This is a genomic window from Mesorhizobium liriopis, from assembly GCF_024053505.1.
Lineage (GTDB): Bacteria > Pseudomonadota > Alphaproteobacteria > Rhizobiales > Rhizobiaceae > Mesorhizobium_B > Mesorhizobium_B liriopis.
The window spans coordinates 294,449-315,051 of the sequence record NZ_JAMXQS010000005.1; the positions used below are offsets into that span (position 1 = coordinate 294,449).

22 protein-coding genes are annotated in these 20,603 nt (G+C 63.6%); 15 read left to right on the top strand and 7 right to left on the bottom strand.

Annotation, left to right across the window (positions count from 1 at the left end):
- Position 1: 1 nt before the first annotated feature.
- Together ggt and NGM99_RS11405 are read left to right on the top strand one after the other, a co-directional pair.
- Positions 2-1,741 (top strand): gamma-glutamyltransferase, encoded by a 1,740-nt coding sequence (ggt, locus tag NGM99_RS11400; RefSeq protein WP_353937406.1) that lies wholly within the window; start codon positions 2-4, stop codon positions 1,739-1,741.
- 56 nt (positions 1,742-1,797) lie between these two features.
- The gene (locus NGM99_RS11405; protein ID WP_435371426.1) at positions 1,798-2,442 is read left to right on the top strand and encodes a nucleoside triphosphate hydrolase; all 645 of its coding nucleotides are present in this window, start codon (positions 1,798-1,800) and stop codon (positions 2,440-2,442) included.
- Positions 2,443-2,595: 153 nt separating this feature from the next.
- Here NGM99_RS11405 and NGM99_RS11410 read toward each other — a convergent pair whose 3' ends face one another.
- The gene (locus NGM99_RS11410; protein ID WP_252818977.1) at positions 2,596-2,934 is read right to left on the bottom strand and encodes a hypothetical protein; all 339 of its coding nucleotides are present in this window, start codon (positions 2,932-2,934) and stop codon (positions 2,596-2,598) included.
- 59 nt (positions 2,935-2,993) lie between these two features.
- Positions 2,994-3,698, bottom strand: coding sequence for a glutathione binding-like protein (locus NGM99_RS11415; protein ID WP_252818978.1), 705 nt, complete (start codon positions 3,696-3,698; stop codon positions 2,994-2,996).
- A 132-nt stretch (positions 3,699-3,830) separates the two neighbouring features.
- On the opposite strand from NGM99_RS11415, the gene NGM99_RS11420 reads away from it, so the two are divergent.
- Together NGM99_RS11420 and NGM99_RS11425 are read left to right on the top strand one after the other, a co-directional pair.
- Entirely contained in the window at positions 3,831-3,983 is a 153-nt protein-coding gene (locus tag NGM99_RS11420; protein WP_252818979.1) for a hypothetical protein, read from the top strand.
- 95 nt (positions 3,984-4,078) lie between these two features.
- The gene (locus NGM99_RS11425) at positions 4,079-4,987 is read left to right on the top strand and encodes a hypothetical protein (RefSeq protein ID WP_252818980.1); all 909 of its coding nucleotides are present in this window, start codon (positions 4,079-4,081) and stop codon (positions 4,985-4,987) included.
- Positions 4,988-5,048: 61 nt separating this feature from the next.
- Here the strand turns inward: NGM99_RS11425 and NGM99_RS11430 are convergent, their stop codons facing one another.
- Positions 5,049-5,606, bottom strand: a complete 558-nt coding sequence (locus tag NGM99_RS11430; protein ID WP_252818981.1) for a DNA-3-methyladenine glycosylase — start codon at positions 5,604-5,606, stop codon at positions 5,049-5,051.
- Complete coding sequence (locus NGM99_RS11435) at positions 5,603-7,465, bottom strand: HWE histidine kinase domain-containing protein (protein WP_252819210.1); 1,863 nt, start codon at positions 7,463-7,465, stop codon at positions 5,603-5,605. The genes NGM99_RS11430 and NGM99_RS11435 overlap by 4 nt, the downstream gene beginning before the upstream one ends.
- A 397-nt stretch (positions 7,466-7,862) precedes the next feature.
- Here NGM99_RS11435 and NGM99_RS11440 point away from each other — a divergent pair, with 397 nt between their 5' ends.
- The 3 genes from NGM99_RS11440 (at position 7,863) to NGM99_RS11450 (ending at position 10,314) form a co-directional block, all read left to right on the top strand.
- The gene (locus NGM99_RS11440) at positions 7,863-8,603 is read left to right on the top strand and encodes a Crp/Fnr family transcriptional regulator (RefSeq protein WP_252818982.1); all 741 of its coding nucleotides are present in this window, start codon (positions 7,863-7,865) and stop codon (positions 8,601-8,603) included.
- Between the two features lie 237 nt (positions 8,604-8,840).
- Complete coding sequence (locus tag NGM99_RS11445) at positions 8,841-9,077, top strand: hypothetical protein (protein WP_252818983.1); 237 nt, start codon at positions 8,841-8,843, stop codon at positions 9,075-9,077.
- Positions 9,078-9,150: 73 nt separating this feature from the next.
- Positions 9,151-10,314 (top strand): L-dopachrome tautomerase-related protein, encoded by a 1,164-nt coding sequence (locus NGM99_RS11450; protein WP_252818984.1) that lies wholly within the window; start codon positions 9,151-9,153, stop codon positions 10,312-10,314.
- Between the two features lie 121 nt (positions 10,315-10,435).
- On the opposite strand, the gene NGM99_RS11455 is transcribed toward NGM99_RS11450, so the two are convergent.
- Together NGM99_RS11455 and NGM99_RS11460 are read right to left on the bottom strand one after the other, a co-directional pair.
- Positions 10,436-10,624 carry a hypothetical protein gene (locus NGM99_RS11455; protein ID WP_252818985.1) on the bottom strand — a complete coding sequence of 63 codons (189 nt, stop codon included), beginning with the start codon at positions 10,622-10,624 and terminating at the stop codon, positions 10,436-10,438.
- Positions 10,625-10,662: 38 nt separating this feature from the next.
- On the bottom strand, positions 10,663-11,298 hold the full coding sequence (locus tag NGM99_RS11460; protein WP_252819212.1) for an HAD family hydrolase: 636 nt from the start codon (positions 11,296-11,298) through the stop codon (positions 10,663-10,665).
- Between the two features lie 209 nt (positions 11,299-11,507).
- On the opposite strand from NGM99_RS11460, the gene NGM99_RS11465 reads away from it, so the two are divergent.
- Complete coding sequence (locus tag NGM99_RS11465; RefSeq protein WP_252818987.1) at positions 11,508-12,470, top strand: sugar-binding transcriptional regulator; 963 nt, start codon at positions 11,508-11,510, stop codon at positions 12,468-12,470.
- Here the strand turns inward: NGM99_RS11465 and NGM99_RS11470 are convergent, their stop codons facing one another.
- Complete coding sequence (locus NGM99_RS11470) at positions 12,471-12,677, bottom strand: hypothetical protein (RefSeq protein WP_252818989.1); 207 nt, start codon at positions 12,675-12,677, stop codon at positions 12,471-12,473. It abuts the gene before it with no gap.
- Between the two features lie 109 nt (positions 12,678-12,786).
- On the opposite strand from NGM99_RS11470, the gene NGM99_RS11475 reads away from it, so the two are divergent.
- The 7 genes from NGM99_RS11475 (at position 12,787) to NGM99_RS11505 (ending at position 20,599) form a co-directional block, all read left to right on the top strand.
- Entirely contained in the window at positions 12,787-13,743 is a 957-nt protein-coding gene (locus NGM99_RS11475) for a LysR substrate-binding domain-containing protein (RefSeq protein ID WP_252818991.1), read from the top strand.
- A gap of 85 nt (positions 13,744-13,828) precedes the next feature.
- Entirely contained in the window at positions 13,829-15,139 is a 1,311-nt protein-coding gene (locus tag NGM99_RS11480; RefSeq protein ID WP_252818993.1) for an ABC transporter substrate-binding protein, read from the top strand.
- 323 nt (positions 15,140-15,462) lie between these two features.
- Positions 15,463-16,332, top strand: coding sequence for a carbohydrate ABC transporter permease (locus tag NGM99_RS11485; RefSeq protein WP_252818995.1), 870 nt, complete (start codon positions 15,463-15,465; stop codon positions 16,330-16,332).
- 18 nt (positions 16,333-16,350) lie between these two features.
- Positions 16,351-17,175 carry a carbohydrate ABC transporter permease gene (locus tag NGM99_RS11490; RefSeq protein WP_252818997.1) on the top strand — a complete coding sequence of 275 codons (825 nt, stop codon included), beginning with the start codon at positions 16,351-16,353 and terminating at the stop codon, positions 17,173-17,175.
- A gap of 72 nt (positions 17,176-17,247) precedes the next feature.
- Complete coding sequence (locus NGM99_RS11495) at positions 17,248-18,252, top strand: ABC transporter ATP-binding protein (protein WP_252818999.1); 1,005 nt, start codon at positions 17,248-17,250, stop codon at positions 18,250-18,252.
- Between the two features lie 31 nt (positions 18,253-18,283).
- The gene (locus tag NGM99_RS11500) at positions 18,284-19,054 is read left to right on the top strand and encodes an L-iditol 2-dehydrogenase (protein WP_252819002.1); all 771 of its coding nucleotides are present in this window, start codon (positions 18,284-18,286) and stop codon (positions 19,052-19,054) included.
- Positions 19,055-19,120: 66 nt separating this feature from the next.
- Positions 19,121-20,599, top strand: a complete 1,479-nt coding sequence (locus NGM99_RS11505) for a mannitol dehydrogenase family protein (protein ID WP_252819004.1) — start codon at positions 19,121-19,123, stop codon at positions 20,597-20,599.
- The last annotated feature ends 4 nt before the right edge of the window (positions 20,600-20,603 follow it).

Genomic DNA, 20,603 nt, shown 5'->3' on the forward strand with positions numbered 1-20,603 from the left:
CATGCAACAGATGTTGCGGAATCTTCTCGTGGCAGGTCTGCTCCTCGCAGGCTTTCCCACGCTTGCGCAGGAAGCGCGGCCCTTGCCGGAAGCGGCGACGGGAGTGACGGCCAAACAGGCGGTCACGACGAAACGGGAGATGGTCGCGGCCGCCAATCCGCTGGCGGCGGAAGCGGGGCGCGCGGTGCTCTCCGAAGGCGGCAGCGCGGTGGATGCCGCGATTGCCGTGCAGCTCGTGCTGAACCTGACAGAGCCGCAAAGCTCGGGGATCGGCGGCGGCGCGTTTCTGGTGGTGTGGGACGGCCAGACCGTCAAGACGCTGGACGGGCGGGAAACCGCGCCGAAAGCCGCCAAGCCCGATCGTTTCGTCGGGCCCGACGGCAAGACGCTGAAATTCTATGACGCTGTGGTGGGCGGACGCTCGGTCGGTGTGCCCGGCACGCCGATGCTTCTCGAAGAAGCGCACAAGCGCTGGGGCAAGCTGCCATGGAAGCGGTTGACGGAACCCGCGATCCGCATCGCGGAAGAGGGCTTTCCCATTTCGCCACGCCTGAACGGTTTGCTCGCGCAGGAAAAATATCTGGCCGGCGATCCGATTGCAAAGGCCTATTTCTTTGAAGCCGACGGCTCGCCCAAAGCGACCGGCACGGTGCTCAAGAACCCGGCTTTCGCCAAGACCCTGCGTGCACTTGCCGACAAGGGAGCCGATGCCTTCTATGGGGGAGCCGTCGCCGAGGACATCGTGACGACCGTCACGCAGCACCCCACCAATCCGGGCGACATCACACTTCAAGACCTTGCCGCCTATCGCGTCGAAGAGCGCGAACCGGTTTGCGGCACCTATCGCAGCTACAGAATTTGCGGCATGGGCCCGCCGAGTTCGGGTGCGATTGCCGTGCAACAGATGCTCGGTGTGCTGGAAGAGCAGAACCTTGCCCAAATGGGACCCGGTGCGGAAGCCGCTCACTGGATATCGGAAGCCGGGCGGCTCGCCTTCGCCGACCGTGCGCTTTATCTGGGCGACCCGGCTTTCGTGAACGTACCGGTCAAAGGGCTGATCGATCCGGGCTACATCAAGACCCGCGCCGCGCTCCTCAACCCCACGCGGTCGATCGGCGAAGCCAAGGCAGGCGATCCGCCCTTCCAGAAAACCGAGTTCCGCTTCGCGCCATCCAACGGCATCGAGTTCGGCACGAGTCATATTTCGGTGGTGGACCGCGAGGGCCATGCCGCGTCGATGACGACCACCATCGAAGACGGGTTCGGCTCGCGACTGATGACCAAAAGCGGGTTTCTGCTCAACAACGAGCTGACGGACTTCTCTTTTGCGCCGGAAGAGGAGGGCAAGCCGGTCGCAAACCGCGTGGAAGGCGGCAAGCGGCCGCGCTCCTCGATGGCGCCAACCATCGTGCTTGACGGGAACAACAAACTCTACGCCGTGCTCGGCTCACCGGGTGGAAGCCAGATCATCAATTATGTCGGCAAGACGCTGGTCGGGTTGCTCGACTGGAAGCTCGACCCGCAACAGGCGGCCGATCTGCCGAATTTCGGCAGCCGCAACGGGCCGACCGAGCTGGAAGCGCACACCAATGCCGAGACGTGGCAGGCTGCGCTCGAAGCCAAAGGCCATGAAGTCAAGCTGATGGACATGAATTCCGGCATTCAGGCCATCGTGGTGACGCCGGACGGCCTGATCGGCGGCGCGGATGCGCGACGCGAAGGGGTGGCGCTGGGCGAGTAGCCTTGCTGCTTTTCTCGGCCGAAGGTGCCTGCTAGAGGCTGGCACTCTTGATGGTGATGGAGAGCGCTTTGGCATCGGACCCCTCCCCCGTTTCCGAGGAAACTCTGGCACGGCTGGCAACACTCGTTTCGGAAAAAGCCGAGAATGCGCCCCGCTTCGTGGTCGGCATTGCCGGCCCGCCGGCTTCCGGCAAGTCGACGCTAGCTGCGGCACTGGTCGATCGGCTCGGCGCCCGCGCGGCACTGGTGCCGATGGACGGCTATCACTTCGACGATGTGGTCTTGAAGGCCAAAGGCCTGTCGCATTGCAAGGGCGCGCCCGAGACCTTTGACTTTGCCGGCTTTGCTTCCTTGCTCAAGCGCATCAGGGCGAACGAGCCCGAGATCGCCGTGCCGGTCTTCGACCGGTCCATGGAGCTCGCGCGGGCGGGCGCGGCCCTCGTGACACCTGAAACGCCGATCGTGGTGGTGGAAGGCAATTACCTGCTTCTGGACGAAGCACCCTGGCGGGATCTCGGTTCACTCTTCGACCTGACGGTGTTTCTGGATGTGGAGCGTGACGAGCTCGAACGGCGCATGGTCGAGCGCTGGCGCTTCCATGGGCGGGAAGAAGCGGCAGCGCGGCACTGGATCGAGACCAACGACATGCCGAACATCGATCGGGTGCGGGCGAAGAGGCGGCCGGCTAATTGGGTGGTTTGAGCGGCAGGGGACTAAGCGGCAGAAGACAGTGCTCGAATTAAAACTGGAATGCCGCAACTATGGAGATCTCACCCTCTATATTCCCGCGAGGAGGATAGAGGGTGAGGTAACCTCAACGAACTGGCTTCATTAACGCCATAGCCAGCCCAAATCTTACTGCCCGTCGTCGAACCTGTTCGGCTCGGTCGTATCCATCAAATCCTGACGGATCGCGGCTTCCTCGCTGTCTTCCGGCAGCGCTTCGTCGCTGTCGTTCATCGGGTTGTCGTCATCGTCTTCCCAATCGCCGTCGCTTGCTGCTTCGCCGGCTTCCAACTCTTCCAGCGAGACTTCTTCCGATCCGGGGCTGATGCCGTCCCAATCGTCGATCGAGAGATCGTCGCGGTCGGTCGGCAAACCGCTTTGTTCCATGTCGAGGGCCGCACGATCCTCGGCGGCCAAATCCTCGGCCGGCAGGCGGTTCTCGTCGAAGTTCACGCTCTGGTCGCTCATGGGAAACTCTCCTGTTCGGGTGCCTGCAGAACGGCGACCGAGCGGAACAGGTTGCAGCACTATTTCGCGTTGAGCACTTCAAGCCCCTTCTGAACGGCAGGCCGCGCGAGCGCCCGGTCGAGCCAGGCCGTGACGTGGCCGAATGCACTGAGGCCCAGGACATCCTCGGCGCCGTAGCCGGTCTTCAGCGCGCGCACCCAGGGGAATGTCGCAATGTCGGCGATGGAGTAAGCGTCGCCCGCCAGCCATTCCCGGCCGTCCAGTTGCTTGTCGAGCACGCCGAGCAGGCGCTTGCTCTCGTCGCGATAACGCTCCAAAGGCCGCTTGTCCTCGATCTCGCGCCCCGCGAATTTGTAAAAGAAGCCGAACTGGCCGAACATCGGCCCGACGCCGCCGACCTGGAAGAACAGCCATTGCAGGGTCTCGAGCCGCTTCGCAGGGTCGGCGGGGAGGAGCTGGCCTGTCTTCTCGGCAAGATAAATCAGAATCGCACCCGATTCCCAAAGCGCCAGCGGGTGGCCACCCGGACCGTTGGGGTCGAGGATCGCCGGAATCTTGTTGTTCGGATTGAGCGACAGGAATTCAGGCGTCTTCTGCTCGTCCTTCATGATCGACACGAGATGCGTCTCATAGGGCAGGCCGAGCTCCTCCAGTGCGATCGAGGCCTTCACGCCGTTGGGCGTCCCGAACGAGTAGAGCTGGATGCGGTCGGGGTGGGAGGCTGGCCACCGTTTCGTGATCGGAAAAGCGGAAAGATCGGCCATCGCGAATAGTCCTCTGTTAAGCTTCCGGAAACCATACGGCGCAGGCAGTTCAGATAGTCGTCAGCCCTGACGCATCAACCGCGCCGTCGCCTAACGCGAAGACTGCTCTTTTCACGCCTCGCTCACGGAACATTGTTCACGCTCGATGGTTCTCTGCTTCAGTCCGCCCCTGGTGATCCATGCCGGGGGCCGTCTTCACGGAGTTTCGTCATGAACGGCATCATCTACCTCGTCGGCCTCGTGGTCATCGTTCTCGCGGTCCTGTCGCTGCTCGGCCTGCGCTGAGATCCAGGCTGAAGAAGCCGTAACGCTCTCGCTGCCAGCCGCATCGCTTTCGTTTCGATCCGGCACGCCGCGCGACATCACTTCGGAGTTCCACCATGGCTCTATCCCCTACCCCCGGCGCGGTCGTCGTCGAAACCGGCACCGAGCGTGACGAGACATCATATGTCGATTGGCCCGCGATCCTGGCCGGCACCGTCATTTCGCTCGCCATTTCATTTCTGCTTCTCACCTTCGGCTCGGCGTTGGGCCTGAGCTTCGCGTCGCCTTATCGCGGTGAAGGCGTGTCTGCCTTCTGGTTCGCCGTCATCGCCGGTCTGTGGCTGCTCTGGGTTCAGGTCTCGGCCTGCCTTGCCGGCGGCTATCTCACGGGCCGCCTGCGTCGCCGCAAGTTCGATGCGACGGAAGACGAGTCCGATGTGCGCGACGGCTCGCACGGCCTCGTGGTCTGGGGGCTCGGCGTTCTCATCGGCGCGACAATTCTGGTGTCGAGCGTGACCGGTGCGGTTTCGACGGCTGCGACCGCAGTCGGCTCTGCCGCCGGCGGCGCTGCCAGCACGGCCACCACTGCCGCAGCGGCTTTCGGTGCCCAGGCGGACGGCCCGAACTTCGACACGCTGATCGATCGTTACCTGCGTGGCAACGGCACGGCTGAAAGCGCAGCCCCGCAGGGTTCGCGTGAAGAAGTCGGTCGCATCCTCAACACGCTGGCGGATGGCGAGATCTCGGCCGACGACCGCACCTATCTCGCCCAGTCGCTGGCCGCACGCACCGGCATCGACCAGCCGACTGCGGAAGCGCGCGTCAACGATCTCGTGACCGCAGCTCAGCAGGCCGAGCAGGCCGCACGCGATGCAGCGGAAAAGGCTCGCAAGGCGACGCTGATCGCAGCCTTTGCCACCGCCGCCTCGCTTCTGATCGCGGCTGTCGGCGCTTACTTCGGCGCAACGCTGGGCGGCCGTCATCGTGACCAGGGCACCGTTGTCGCCGGCTGGTCGCGCCGCTAACCGTCTCTCGCAACCCTCCAGTTGCCCTGAGGCCTCCGAACCCTGCGTTCGGAGGCCTTTTTCATGGCCTCGGAAATGGCTTGCTCAGATAGGGCGAGTCCTTCAGGCCGAACCGCCAGGGCCAATCAGCTGCCTTGGTGATACCGATGCGCGGCCCCGCGGCGACCATCGGAACGGTGCCCGCTTCCTTCAGCTCGAAAGGTGGCGCGAAGAGCGACAGGCCGTCATGGCTCTTGTCGAGCCCAAGCGCCTGGGCGAGCCGGCCCGGGCCTGCACAGAGCCTGCGCCTGTCTTCCAGCCCTCGCCGCTCCACCATCCGCTCCAAACCATGTTCGGGTACGAGCGCACGGATCAGAACCGCACTGCCGGGCAGGCAAACGAAGTTCAGGCACCAGTGCATGCCATAGGACAGGTAGACATAGGCGTGGCCCGGCTCGCCGAACATCGCGCGGTTGCGAAGCGTGGGTCCGCGAAAGCTGTGCGAGGCCGGATCATCGGTGCGGTAGGCCTCCGTCTCGGCGATCGTGCCGCCCACACCATCGACAAGAATTTCCGCCCCGATCAGGTCATGCGCGACGCCGAGCGGGTCGCGCGCGAAGAAGGCGGGCGTCAGCGTCAAGCCGGTATCCTGTGGAGGAAATCGGGAGAAAGCGGCACGGAGATACTGGCAAGAAAACCGCGTGGCTGCGCTTCGATGGCAAAACGTGCGCCGATTTCCGTGGTCAGAAGCTTCTGGAGCAAAGTGAAGTCCGTCTTCGTAAGACTGCTGTCCTCATCGGCCTCGCTTGTTTCATCCCATGAGAACGCAAGCTCGCCCATGCCACTATCGTGCTCGATCCGCCAGCCGACGCGGATCGATCCGTCGTCGTGCAAGAGCGCGCCTTTCTGAACGGCATGCGAAACCAGTTCATGGATGGCGAGGCCCACCGCCTGGGCTGCCGATTGTCGGATTGAAACCGGCGGGCCTTCGAGGCGGATCACGCCGTCCTCATACGCGCCATGTGCTGCGAGTTCCTCCGCGATCAGGAAATCCAGCCCGACCTCGCCCTGCGGTTCGCGTGAAAGAACGCCCTGTATGCGCGCCAGCGCTTCGAGCCGGCCATCGAGACGCATGGCGAGATCGCTCGCATCCCCGGTTTCCTCCGCGCTACGCCTGGCGATGGCACGGACCAGGGCGAGCGAGGAGCGCTCGAGATGATGCATCTCGTCGAGCGCGGATTTATGCGCCTCGCGGTCCTTCCAGAGATGATCGACTTCCGTGCAGGACCCGAACCATTGCTCCTGATCGCCACGCCCCACCGATGCGGCGTCTACCTGAAACCAGCGATACTCGGCGTCCTTTGCAACCCTCAGCCGTGCGGTGGCATGCAGGCTTGTGCCTTCCTCGGCCTTGGTCCAGGCGGCGCGCAACGCCACATGATCATCCGGGTGAAAGGCGGCGAGCCAGCCCTGCCCGTGGCTTTCTTCGGCCGTCTGCCCCGTCACGCTTTCCCAGCGCGTGCTCGACCAGAACCAGTGTCCCCGGGGCTTGGAGCGCCACAGCAAAGGCGGCGCGTTGGCAATCGCGGCCTTGAGCGAACGTGCTGTCGCCTGCTCGTTTTGGTGGGCGCGCGCTCGCTTCAGGCAAATGTCGATCCGCTTGAGCGCTTCGCTCAGGAGACCGATCGTTTCGCGTTTCGCCTCGCCGCCTTCTACCACCAGCATGGCGGCCAGACGGTTGTCCACAAGCACCGGCATGAAGAGAACCGTGTCGCCGTCTGATCCCAGAAGGCAGGGCCTGCCGCCATGCAGGGCGTCCAGCGCGGCATCCGACAGCCGCCCGAAATCTGGCTTCAGGGCGGAAGCAGGCCAGCCTGGCCATGTCTCGAAGCGCGCCTCTTCATCCACCTCGACCAGAAACAGGCTCGACAAGCCGAGTTGCAGGCCGAGCAGTTCACAACTGCGCGCTGCGACCGCTTCCGGAAGGTCGAGGGGGGACAGAAGATCGTCGAGGGCAACCAGTGTGCCCCGGCGTTGATCGACGATGCTGCCAGGCACCACCTCCCGACAGGTCGCCATGATACCGGCGACGCCGTCCTGCCGGCCACGCAAGGGCGTCAGCGACATGGCGAAGATCGACCCGCTGGCGCCACTCTGACTGGTCTCGAGGAACGGCAGCGTTTCCACAAGCGCACTCTTTTCCCGACCCGAAACCAAGGCCTCGACGGCAGGAGCGACGAGCGGCCAGAACGTGCGCCAGCCGTGTGAAAGTGGCTTGCCGAAGTTGGTCGCGTGAAGCTCCGCTCCGATGGCATGGCGAAATGGATCGTTGTAAAGCTGAACGAGATCGGACCCCCACCATATCGCCATCGGAAAAGGCGCGGACAGGCAGATGTCGAGGGAATGGCGAAAATCCTCGCTCCATGTCGCGACGGGCCCAAGGGATGTCTCTGCCCAGGCATGAGACTCGATCAAGGCACCCATGCCCTGGACACTCACATCCAAATCACTGTCTCGCTGCATTTTTCAAACATTTGATAGGCTTGACGGCGGAAGTGACCCGCAAACCGCAAGACGGCAAAAGTGGTTCCTTTCTCTTCGCGTCGAATGAGTAATTTGATCGGGGAGGCCGGAAGAATATCCTATGATATTTCGCCATCGCGAACATGACGCTAGCCAGAGCATGGGGGCGGACAATCCTGGTTGATCGCCTGAACCACCAGAGAGTTCGAGACGACCAGCCGAATGCCAGCCATCGATCCGTGCCAGGACCGCTCGCAATGAGAGTGCTTGGCCCCGTTTCTGCCGAGCGTCATTGCCCGCTCCCCTCCTGCTCTCACGCCATTGCCTTGCCCGATGGCACCGCATCCGTCCCTCTGTTTGAAGCGGTCGCGCGATGAAGCTGCCCAGAAACCCTTGGGCCGCCAAGCTTCGCCAATTCACTGACCTTGCCGACGACGATGTCGAGATCCTCGACCGGCTGGTGGCCGAGACCGAAACCTATGAGTCCGATACCGATGTCGTCAGCGAAGGCCAGCGCGTCGATTGGGTGAACGTGGTCGTGGAAGGCATGCTGTGCCGCTACACGGTGCTCGAAAACGGCCGCCGCCAGATCACCGCCTTCCTCGTGCCCGGCGACATGTGCGACCTGCACGGGTTTCTGTTGAAGGAGATGGATCACTCCATCGGCGCGCTGACACTCAGCCGCGTCGCCAAGGTCCCGCGCCAGGTGGTGATGGATATCACCGACCGCCGCCCGGCGCTGACCCGTGCGCTTTGGTGGTCCACCCTGGTCGATGAAGCCGTGCTGCGCCAGTGGATCGTCAATGTCGGCCGCCGCACGGCCTATGAACGGGCCGCCCACCTGATCTGGGAACTGTTTCTGCGCATGTCGGTCGTCGGCCACGCCGCCGACCGCGCCTTTCGCCTGCCGCTTACCCAGCAGGAACTCGCCGATACGCTGGGCATGAGCATCGTGCACATCAACCGCACCCTCCAGCGATTGCGCACCGAAGGCATCTTCACGCTCGCCAACGGCTATCTGACGATCCACGACCCCGAACGATTGCAGGCGATTGCCGGCTTCAACCCGTCTTATCTGCATTTCTACGAGCATATCGGCTTGCGGGGCCGGTAGGCTTCAGGCCGGTCGCTTCAAGAGAGCGGCAGGGCGGACGGTCTCTCGACCGGCACGACAGCACCGGATCAATTCAGAGCCGAGCCCAACCATTTCTCCCACCTCGTTTTGTGGGGATTGCATTGGCGCGTGGAAATCGTATCTCCCGATGGAGCCGAATGCCGGACTGAGCATTTCTTGCCGGCCCGGTCGGTTGGTGTTGGTTGGAACGGGCTTGTTCTTGTTCGCGTGAGATAAATGTCGCCTAAAACAGTTCACCAGGTCCTCAAGACCTATCTCGAAAAGAAGCGTAAGGCCGGCTGGCCGGTGTCCGTCACGGATGCCGTGCAGGCGATCCGCGTCGATCTGCCGAAATGCGAGCTGGAAGACGACGAGCTGGCGCAGATCGTCACCATTGCGGCCATCGAGCGTGGTCTTGGCGTCGCTTTCGACCGCGATCGCATGGGCGCCGGCCTGTCGCAGACGCGGCACTGAGGCCCTCCAAAACTAGGGAACCAGCCCTCCAAGCCGGCCTTAAGCGGACTCCCGTTTGCTGGAGATTCGTCCGATGTCGCTTCGAACCCTTCTTTTGTCCACGGCCGCCTGGGCCTGCTTTGCCGCCGCACCGGCGGTCGCGCAAACCCAGACAGGTCAGGCGCGGACCGACCAGGCCCTGACCGACCAGGCCCAGACGGGCAAACCGCAGCTCGAGCAGGTCGCCGAGTTTCCTCATCAGGTGACCGGCGTCACCGTTTCGGAAGACAACCGGATCTTCGTCAACTTCCCGCGCTGGACGGAAGACTCTCCCGTCTCCGTGGCCGAAGTGGTCGATGGCGAGATCAGGCCCTATCCGAACGAGACCTGGAATATGTGGCGCAACGCCCGCAAGGCGGAGTTCGCGCCTGAAAGCCACTTCATCTGCGTGCAAAGCGTGGTGGCCGACAAGCGCGGCAGCCTCTTCGTGCTCGACCCCGCCGCCCCCGCGCAGGCCAAGATCGTCCTCGGTGGGCCGAAGCTCGTGCAGATCGACCTCAAGACCAATGGCGTCGTGAAGAGATGGTCCTTCGACCAGACGATCGCGCCGCAGGGCTCCTATCTCAACGATGTGCGCCTGAGCCCCGATGGCAAAACCGCCTACATCACCGATTCAGGCCTGGTCGGCGCCATCGTCGTGGTCGATCTTGAAAGCGGCAAGGCCCGCCGCCTGCTGGCCGGACACCCGTCCACGCAGGTGGAGCCGAACGTGCAGGTGAAGGCCGATGGTAAGGTCTTGCGTCAGCCTGACGGGCGGGGCGTCGAGTTCTCGGCCGACGGCATCGCGCTCTCCAAGGATGGCGACTGGCTTTATTGGCAGGCCATCAAGGGCCGAACGCTTTATCGCGTCGACACCGCTTCGCTCCGCAACGAAAGCCTGTCGTCGGAAGAGCTGGGGCAGAAGGTTCAGGCACAAGGCGTCAATGGCGTGGCGGACGGCCTGCTCATCACTGACGACGGACGCATGATCGTCACCGCACCCGAGGGCAATGCCCTGTTCGTGCGCGAGACGCTCGACAAGGAACCCGTCGAATGGATCGCCGATGATCGCCTGCGCTGGCCCGATACGCTCAGCGAAGCGTCGGACGGCGCGATCTATGTGACCACATCGCGCATTCAGGACATGTCTTTCTTCAAGCCTGACGCGCCGATTGCACTGCCGACCCAGCTCTGGCGTATTCCCGCCCGGCAGCAGTGATCTTCGGCGGCGGGTGGATGACCATCCGCCGCCCTCCTTCACGATAGGCCGGAAATTGTAGCGGATCCCAAGAGGAGATCGGCTCGAAAACCGGATTCTGAGGCCGGTGGAGCCCTGCTCGCTAGTTGTTGTGCGGCGGGGCGCCACGATCACGTGGCGAGTAGAGTTCCGCGGTGGCGCGCTCGGTGGCCTGCTTTTCGGCCGCCGTGCGCTTGCGGCGCTGGGTCAGCGCGAAGACGATCAGCACCGCGATCAGGATCGGGCCGCCCGCGACCACGATCAGCCAGAGATTTTCAGTTATCGCGCCCATGCCCGACCGTTCCTCCCGGCGCGGCTATGCTGGTGGCACTAATCGCCCAAGAGGGCCGCGCGCACCTCTTCCGCCGTTCGGAAATAAAGAGCCCCCGCCGGTGGTTCCAAATCCATCTGCGGCCAGAAGATCGTGGTCATGCCGGCGGCGACACCAGCCGAGGCGCCCGTCTGCGAATCCTCCATCACCGCGCACTCCTGCGGCTCGACGCCGTGCAGATAGGCGGCGCGTAGGAACGGCTCGGGATCGGGCTTGCCCAGACGCACATCATTGCGGCTGACCGAGATGAAACCGTTGCGCGACAGGCCGACCGCGCGCAGGTTTGCATCCACGACGAGGCGATCGGAGTTCGAAACGATCGCCTGCTTGACGCCGGCGTCTTCCAAGGCGCGAAAGATTTCGACCGCGCCTTCGCGCGGCTTCAACTTCGGCGCATGCTCGAAATAATAATCGTATTTCCGCGCGATCCAGTCTTCGAAGGGGATGGAAACGCCCAGTTCCGCGCGCATCATCTGGTAAACGGGCCATGCGGCCTGGCCGAGGACGCGCTCATGCAGGTCTTCTGGCGGCGTGAGGCCCAGGCTGCGGATCGCATGTTCGAGTGCAGCATCATGCAGCAGCTCGCTGTCCACCAGCGTGCCGTCCATGTCCCAGAACACGGCCTTGGGGTTGATTGACATCGGGAGCTTTCCTTGCACTTGCAGGCCTTTGAGCCCGGGCATAGAGGCAAACTTGGGCAGATGCCAGAGGCGGGCAAGCCTCCGTTGGCTGAAGACCCTCGGCATTTGCCCAAGCGTTTGGCAATTGCTACCACGCATCAAGCCTGCAATGCTTGGCAATGCGCAACCGGGGAGCATGCGTGGGTGGAGAAAGAAGCGCAGGTATGAATACGATTGCGCGAAACGACCCGGATCGGAACCGGCTGGACGATGCGGCCCGCGCGGGCTGGCTTTACTATGTCGCGGGCAATACGCAGGACCAGATCGCAGGCAAGCTCGGCGTGTCGCGTCAGACCGCGCAGCGGCTGGTCTCCCTAGCCGTTTCCGAGGGCCTCGTGCGCGTGCGCCTCGACCACCCGATTGCACGCTGCCTGGAACTCGGCACCGAGCTCAAGAGCCGCTACGGGCTCGACTTCGTTGAAGTGGTTCCCACCGATCCAGGCTCGGCCTCCACCACGATCGGCATCGCGGAAGCGGGTGCCGCCGAGTTCGAGCGCCGGTTGCGCAGCTCTGAACCCTCCACCATGGCGATGGGCACGGGGCGCACGCTGAAGGCGGCCATCGAACAACTGCCACCCATGGCCTGCCCGCAGCACAAGGTGGTGTCGCTCACCGGCAATATCGCGCCGGACGGCTCGGCGGCCTTCTACAATGTCGTCTTCACCCTTTCCGACCGTGTGAAGTGCCGCTCCTTCCCGATGCCGCTCCCCGTCATCGCCTCGTCCAGCGAGGAGCGCGAGATGCTGCATTCTCAACCGATGATCCGCTCGACGCTCGAACTCGCAGCCAAGGCCGAGGTAACATTCCTGGGCATCGGCGATCTCGGCCCCAATGCGCCCTTGTTCGAAGACGGATTCATCACGGAAAATGAGTTGAAGGCATTGCAGAAGGCGGGCGCCGTCGGCGAACTTGTCGGCTGGGCGTTCGACCGCGAAGGCGAGCTGATCGAAGGCGTCACCAACGACCGCGTGGCCTCCGCCCCTCTTCCCTCGCGCGAGACCGGACTGGTGATCGTGCTGGGCAAGGGCGAGCGCAAGCTGCCGGGCTTGAAGGCGGCCGCCGCGCGCCGCCTCGTCAACGGGTTGATCACCGACGAGGCGACGGCAGAGGGCCTTTTGCAACCATGATCAGTCGCAGCGGCGCGGGCTGAACGGGTCGGCCGCGTCGATCAAGCCGATGTCGCGTTGCAGATAGTCCGAGAGCAGGCGCGGATCGGGCTTGCGGCGTAGGCGCGAGAGACTTGAGCGGAACGCGGCAAGCCATAAAAGCCATTGCTGTCCCGATATTCGTGACCGTGCGTGTTTGGTCAACAGGAGTTCGGCGGGCGAGTTCATGGGAACGCCTCGTTTGCATGTTGCCGTGGGTGTCTGTTCTGCCCATAATCTGAGACGAATGGCGGCGGAATTCCAATCGAATGTCGCACTAGACCCATAGACTGGTTTGATGGCTGAGTTCCGGCACCTGCCACCCCTTCCCGCGCTGCGCGCCTTCGAGGCCGCCGCCCGCCTGCTAAGCTTCACGCGCGCCGGCGAAGAACTCGGCATGACGCAGGCGGCGGTCAGCTATCAGATCAAGGTGCTGGAGGACCGGGTCGGCAGTCCGCTTTTCGTGCGCCGCGCGCGCAGCGTCGAATTGACGGAAGCGGGCCAGACGCTGGCCGAGGCCGCGCGTGACGCCTTCGACCGCTTGACGGAGGGTTATGCCAAGGCACGAGGTGCGGAGGGCGTGACGCTGACGCTCACCACCGTTGCGACCTTTGCAGGCATCTGGCTGGCGCAGAATCTCGGGCGCTTCCAGTTCGCCAATCCCACGATCGCGGTGCGTCTCGATGCGCTCGACCGGAATCTCGACCTTTTGCGCGGCGAGGCCGACATGGCGATCCGCGGCGGGGTCGGCCAGTGGCCCGGCCTCGCGGCGCACCGGCTCATTCCATACGATTTCGCCCCGATGCTGAGTCCCGCGCTTGCCGCCGAAGCGGACATCAAGACGCCTGCCGATCTCCTCAAGCTGCCGATCCTCGACCCCGACGACCACTGGTGGCAGCTGTGGTTCGCCAAGATGGGCGTCGATGCGGGCGAGCTCGGAAAGCGGCCGCTCAACAGCCTCGGCACCCAGATCTATGCGGCCAACGCCGCCATGGCCGGCCAGGGTGTCGCCATCCTCACCCGACGCTTCTTCGAGCGCGATCTGGCGGAGGGTCGTCTGGTGCAGCCCTATGCGGAACTGTCAGACGACGGGCGGAACGGCGGTTACTGGCTTGCCTATCCCGAAGCACGCCGCAACGTGCGCAAGATCAGGACTTTTCGGGAATGGATCCTCGGCGAGTTCGCGAAGGAAGACCGAGGAGTTCAAACGGTTCATCCGCTCTCTTGCTGCGCTGCAGCATCGAATGGAAGTTGACAGCGCTTCTTCGCCGTGGGTAATTGCCCACATCCAAGGCAATTGCTCATGTCTCCGGCAGGCCTTGCGCAAGGGAGGAAGTTTGATGAGACCATTCGCATTCACGCTCGGACTCTGCACCGCGAGCCTGCTCGCGGTCGCAGCGCATGCCGAGACGCTGACCATCGCCACCGTCAACAATGGCGACATGATCCGCATGCAGAAGCTGGCCGGCGAGTTCACCAAGGCCAACCCCGACATTCAGCTCAACTGGGTCACGCTCGAAGAAAACGTGCTGCGCCAGCGCGTCACCACCGACATCGCCAACAAAGGCGGCCAGTTCGACGTTCTGACCATCGGCACCTATGAGGTTCCGATCTGGGCGAAGAACGACTGGCTCGTGCCGCTCGACAATCTCGGCGCCGACTACGACGTCGACGATCTGATCCCGGCCATCCGCAATGGCCTTTCCTCCGACGGCAAGCTCTACGCCGCGCCGTTCTACGGCGAGTCGTCCTTCATCATGTATCGCAAGGATCTGGCCGAGAAGGCCGGCGTCACCCTGCCCGAGGCACCGACCTGGGATCAGGTCGCGGACGCCGCGCGCAAGATGACCGACCGCGCCAACGGCATCAACGGCATCTGCCTTCGCGGCAAGGCCGGCTGGGGCGAGAACATGGCCTTCCTGACGGCCACGGCGAACGCCTTCGGCGCGCGCTGGTTCGACGAGAACTGGAAGCCCCAGTTCGACCAGCCGGAATGGAAGAAGACGCTTCAGTCCTATGTCGACCTGATGAAGGAAGCCGGCCCCGAGGGCGCTTCCTCCAACGGCTTCAACGAGAACCTCGCGCTCTTCCAGCAGGGCAAATGCGGCATGTGGATCGACGCCACGGTGGCGGCATCCTTCGTGACCAACCCCGCCGACTCGACCGTTGCCGACAAGGTCGGCTTCGCGTTGGCACCCGATACGGGCCTCGGCAAGCGCGGCAACTGGCTCTGGGCCTGGTCGCTGGCGATCCCCGCGGGCTCGCAGAAGGTCGAATCGGCGGAGAAGTTCATCTCCTGGGCGACCTCCAAGGCCTATGGCGAACTCGTCGCGTCCAAGGAAGGCTGGGCGAACGTGCCTCCGGGCACCCGCCAGTCGCTCTATGCCAATGCCGACTACCAGAAGGCAGCGCCCTTCGCGAAGATGACCATCGACTCCATCAACGCGGCGGACCCGACCAAGCCCACCGTGAAGCCGGTGCCCTATACGGGCGTCCAGTTCGTGGCCATTCCTGAATTCCAGGGCCTCGGCACGACGGTCGGTCAGCTCTTCTCGGCGGCACTTGCCGGCCAGATGAGCGTCGACGACGCACTCGCTCAGGCTCAGACGGCTGCCACCAGCACCATGACCGAAGGCGGTTACATCCAGTAAACATCCTCCCGATGTTTCAGGCCGCCCGGCCCGTTTCCGGGCGGCCGATCCTTCACCTGATGCCGATCCTTCACTGATGCATGAGCGGTGGAGAGCCGCGCTGCAGGGTTGACGGCCAAGCCACGCGACATTCAACTTGATCCGTATTCCGGCCTCGCGGCCGTGCTCGCCCAAGCCTCTTCTCCGCATGACAGGCGGCGGAGACTGTTTTCAGTCTTTCCGAGGGGCACGATCCGGCGGGCTTCAGAAGTTGCTGCGGCGCGATCGAACGCGCCCGCACAGAGCGCAACTGCGGCATCGACCTGAGGAGGGGTATTCCGCAAATGGCCACTCAACAAACCCGATCCCTCGCACGCATCATGATGGCACCGTCTGTCATCATGCTGTTCATCTGGATGATCGTGCCGCTGGTGGCGACGCTCTGGCTTTCGTTTCAGCGCTATAATCCGGCCAACCCTGCCAGAAACGGGTTCGTCGGCTTTTCCAACTACCTCCTCGCCTTCAACGATCCGGCCTTCTCGCAGTCGATCATCAACACGCTGATCCTCGTGGTGAGCGTTCTCCTGATCACCGTGATCGGCGGCATCATGCTCGCGATGCTGCTCGACCAACCGGTCTGGGGACAAGGCATCGTCCGCATCCTCATCATCTCGCCCTTCTTCGTCATGCCGCCCGTCGCGGCGCTGATCTGGAAGAACATGATCATGTCGCCCGACTACGGCGTGTTCGCGAGCATCGCGCGATCACTGGGCTTCACGCCGATTGCGTGGCTGACATCCTACCCATTGTTCTCGATCATCATCATCGTCGCCTGGCAATGGCTGCCCTTCGCGACGCTGATCCTCCTGACCGCGCTTCAGTCGCTCGACGGCGAGCAGAAGGAAGCCGCCGAAATGGACGGCGCGGGCTTCTTCAGCCGCTTCTGGTATCTGGTGCTGCCCCACCTCGCGCGTGCGATCACGGTGGTGGTGCTCATCCAGACCATCTTCCTGCTCTCGATCTATGCCGAGATCTTCGTCACCACCGGCGGCGGACCGGGCTATGCATCCGTCAACCTGCCCTTTCAGATCGCCAAGAGCGTGGCCGATGTGCGCTACGGCTTGGCATCGGCGGGCGGCATCCTCGCGGTGATCTTCGCCAACATCGTCGCCGTCTTTCTGATGCGCGCGGTGGGCAAGAATCTGGATCGTTGAGCGAGAAGGAGGTCAGACATGGCGCGCACCGTCACCAACCGTCAGAAGGCAGTCACCACAGTCGTCGTGTGGATCATTGCCCTGCTCATCTTCTTCCCGATCCTTTACACGATCATCACGAGCTTCAAGTCGGAAACTGAGGCGATCCAGGGCTTCAACCTGATCCCCTCGGGAACGCTGGAAAGCTATGCCGAGGTCGAGGCGCAGCGCGGCTATTTCCGCTTCTTCCTCAACTCGGTAATCATCTCCGTCGGCTCGACCCTGCTGGCGCTCGTGGTCGCGGTACCGGCGGCCTGGTCCATGGCATTCTCGCCGACGCGCCGGACCAAGGACGTGCTGATGTGGATGCTGTCCACCAAGATGATGCCGGCGGTCGCCGTGCTCGTGCCGCTCTACCTCATCTTCGCGCGGCTCGGCCTCCTCGACAACCGCGTCGCCATCACGGTCATGCTGACGCTGATCAACCTGCCAATCGTGGTGTGGATGCTCTACACTTACTTTCGTGAGATTCCCGGCGAAATCCTCGAGGCGTCACGCATGGATGGTGCCTCGCTCTGGAACGAGATCGTCTATGTGCTGACGCCGATGGCGGTGCCCGGCATCGCCTCCACCATGCTGCTCAACATCATCCTGGCCTGGAACGAGGCGTTCTGGACGATCCAGCTGACCACCACGAATGCCGCGCCGCTGACGGTCTTCATCTCGTCGTTCTCGAGCCCACAGGGCCTGTTCTGGGCCAAGCTGTCGGCGGCCTCGACGCTTGCCATCGCACCCATCCTCATCATGGGCTGGTTCTCGCAGCGCCAGCTGGTGCGCGGCCTGACCTTCGGCGCCGTCAAGTAGGCATGTCCCCGGAAAGTCGCAGACTTTTCGGACAGGGATCATGACCCGATCAAAAGATTAAGGGGAGACATCATGGGCAACATCACCCTTCAGAACGTTTCGAAGAGCTTCGGCGCGACGAGCATCATTCCCAACATCGACCTCACCATCGAGGATGGCGAGTTCGTGGTGTTCGTCGGCCCGTCCGGCTGCGGCAAGTCCACGCTTCTGCGCCTGATCGCAGGGCTCGAGGACGTGTCGGGCGGCAAGATCATGATCGATGGGCGCGATGTGACCCAGGAGGCACCGGCCAAGCGCGGGCTTGCGATGGTGTTCCAGTCCTATGCGCTCTACCCACACATGACCGTGCGCAACAACATCGCCTTTCCGCTCAAGATGGCGGGCGAGGACAAGGCGGTCATCGACAAGAAGGTGACGGACGCCGCCCGCGTTCTTAACCTGACCAACTATCTCGACCGCCGTCCCGGCCAGCTCTCGGGCGGCCAGCGTCAGCGCGTCGCCATCGGACGCGCCATCGTGCGCCAGCCTTCGGCCTTCTTGTTCGACGAGCCGCTTTCGAACCTCGACGCGGCCCTGCGCGGCACCATGCGCCTCGAAATCTCGGAACTGCACCAGCAGCTCAAGACCACCATGATCTATGTGACCCACGATCAGGTGGAAGCCATGACCATGGCCGACAAGATCGTGGTGCTGAACGCCGGCAATATCGAGCAGGTCGGCTCGCCGCTCGAACTCTATCGTTCCCCGAAAAATCTCTTCGTGGCGGGCTTCATCGGTTCACCCCGCATGAACCTCGTGTCCGGTCAGGCGGCGGACGGCATGGGTGGGGCCGCCACCGTCGGCGTGCGGCCCGAGCATATCCAGATCAGCCGCGACAGCGGCACATGGCGCGGCACGGTGGGCGTGGCCGAGCATCTCGGCTCCGACACCTTCCTCCATGTCCAGACCGACCAGGCCGGGCCGATCACGGTGCGCGCCGATGGCGAGGTGGGCCTGGAGCACGGGGAGACGGTGTTCCTGACACCCGTCCCGTCCAAGGTCCACCGCTTCGACGCGGGCGGTCTGGCGCTTCGCTGAAGGAAAACTGCGCCAAGCAGAGAGAATAAGTATGCGACTCGAAAATAAATCCGCCCTCATCACCGGTGCCGCGCGCGGCATCGGCCGCGCCTTTGCGGAAGCCTATGTGCGCGAGGGCGCGACCGTGGCCATCGCCGACATCGATCTCGAACGGGCCGAACAGTCCGCGCGCGCAATCGGCGACAAGGCCTATGCCGTGCGCATGGACGTGACGGATCAGGCGTCCATCGAACAAGCGATCCGCACGGTCGAGGAGAAGGCCGGCGGGATCGATGTTCTCGTCAACAATGCGGCCCTCTTCGACATGGGGCCGATCGTGGAAATCCCGCGGTCGAGCTTCGACAGATTGTTTGCGATCAATGTCGCGGGCACGCTGTTCACGCTGCAGGCCGCAGCGAAAAGCATGATCGCGCGGGGCCAGGGCGGCAAGATCATCAACATGGCGAGCCAGGCGGGCCGTCGCGGTGAAGCACTCGTCGCCGTCTATTGCGCCACCAAGGCCGCGGTGATCTCGCTCACGCAATCGGCCGGGCTCGACCTCATCAAGCACAAGATCAACGTCAACGCGATCGCACCGGGCGTGGTGGACGGCGAGCACTGGCAGGGCGTCGATGCGCTCTTCGCGAAATACGAGAACCGGCCGATCGGCGAGAAGAAGCGGCTGGTCGGCGAAGCGGTGCCCTACGGGCGCATGGGCACGGCCGAGGATCTGGTCGGGATGGCAGTCTTCCTGGCCTCGCGCGACAGCGATTACGTGGTGGCGCAGACCTACAATGTGGATGGCGGGAACTGGATGAGTTGAGGGGAACGCCTCGTCACCCCAACCACCTCCGACATCCCTTCACAAGACTTCGAAGGAAGAACACCCATGGCAACCAAGCTCTCCCTCGAAACCCTTTCCGCGCTGCCCCCATCCGTTGCGAAGCCGTCCTATGCGCGCGAGGCGCTCTCGCCCGGCATCGTCCATTTCGGACTGGGCAATTTCCATCGCGCCCATCAGGCCGTCTATCTCGATGCCCTGTTCAACCAAAACGAGGACCATGACTGGGCGATCGTCGGCGCAGGCGTCTTCGAGGGCGAGAAGCGCGGGCGGGATGTGCTCCAAGCACAAGACTGGCTGACCACCGTGGTGGAGCAGGACCAGGGCGTGATGGATGCGCGGGTCACGGGCTCCATGATCGATTTCCTCGTGCCCGGCGATGGCGCGGCCATCATCGCCAAGCTCGCCGATCCGGCCATCCGCATCGTGTCGCTGACCATCACCGAGGGCGGCTATTTCATCGACGCGTCCACCGGCCGTTTCGACCCCAAGCATCCCGACATCGCGCGCGATGCGGCGAACCCCACAGACCCGAAGACCGTGTTCGGCCTTATCCTCGCGGGGCTGAAGGCGCGGCGGGGTGCGGGCACGCCGCCTTTCACCGTGATGTGCTGCGACAACATCCCTCATAACGGCCATGTCACGCGCGATGCGGTGTGCGGGCTCGCCAACCTCCTTGATCCCGAACTGGCCGAGTGGGTCGAGGCCCATGTCGCCTTTCCAAACGGCATGGTGGACCGCATCACACCGGCTACCACCGACCGCGAGCGCACCATCGCACGCGACCAGTTCGGCGTGGACGACGGCTGGCCGGTCTTCTGCGAGCCCTTCAAGCAGTGGGTGCTCGAAGACCACTTTCCGCTCGGGCGGCCGGCCCTCGAAAAGGTCGGCGTGCAGTTCGTCGAGGATGTGTCGCCTTTCGAGCTGATGAAGATCCGCATCCTGAACGGGGGGCATGCGACCATCGCCTATCCGGGCGGTCTGCTCGACATCCATTTCGTCCATGAGGCGATGGAGCATCCGCTGATCCGCGCCTTTCTGGCCAAGCTCGAGCGCACCGAGATCATCCCGACGGTTCCCCCTGTGCCGGGCGTGGTTCTGGAAGACTATTACCAGCTCATCGAGAGCCGCTTCTCGAACCCCAAGATCGGCGACACCGTGCGCCGGCTCTGCCTCGACGGCTCGAACCGCCAGCCGAAATTCATCATCCCGACGGTCGCCGACCGCTTGAAGGCCAATCAGTCGGTCGAAGGTCTCGCGCTCGAATCCGCGCTCTGGTGCCGCTATTGCTATGGCGAAAGCGATGCGGGCACCCTGATCGAGCCCAACGATCCGAACTGGGACCGCATGCAGGCGACGGCCAAGCAGGCAAAGAGCGATCCGTCCGCATGGCTTGCCATGGAAGACATCTATGGCGCGGTCGGCCGCTCGCCGGAATTCGCCCGCGAATTCTCGGGCGCGCTCCGGGCGCTCTGGGCGGACGGCACGGTGGCGGTGCTCCAGCGTTATCTCGGCCAGCAGGGCTGATCCC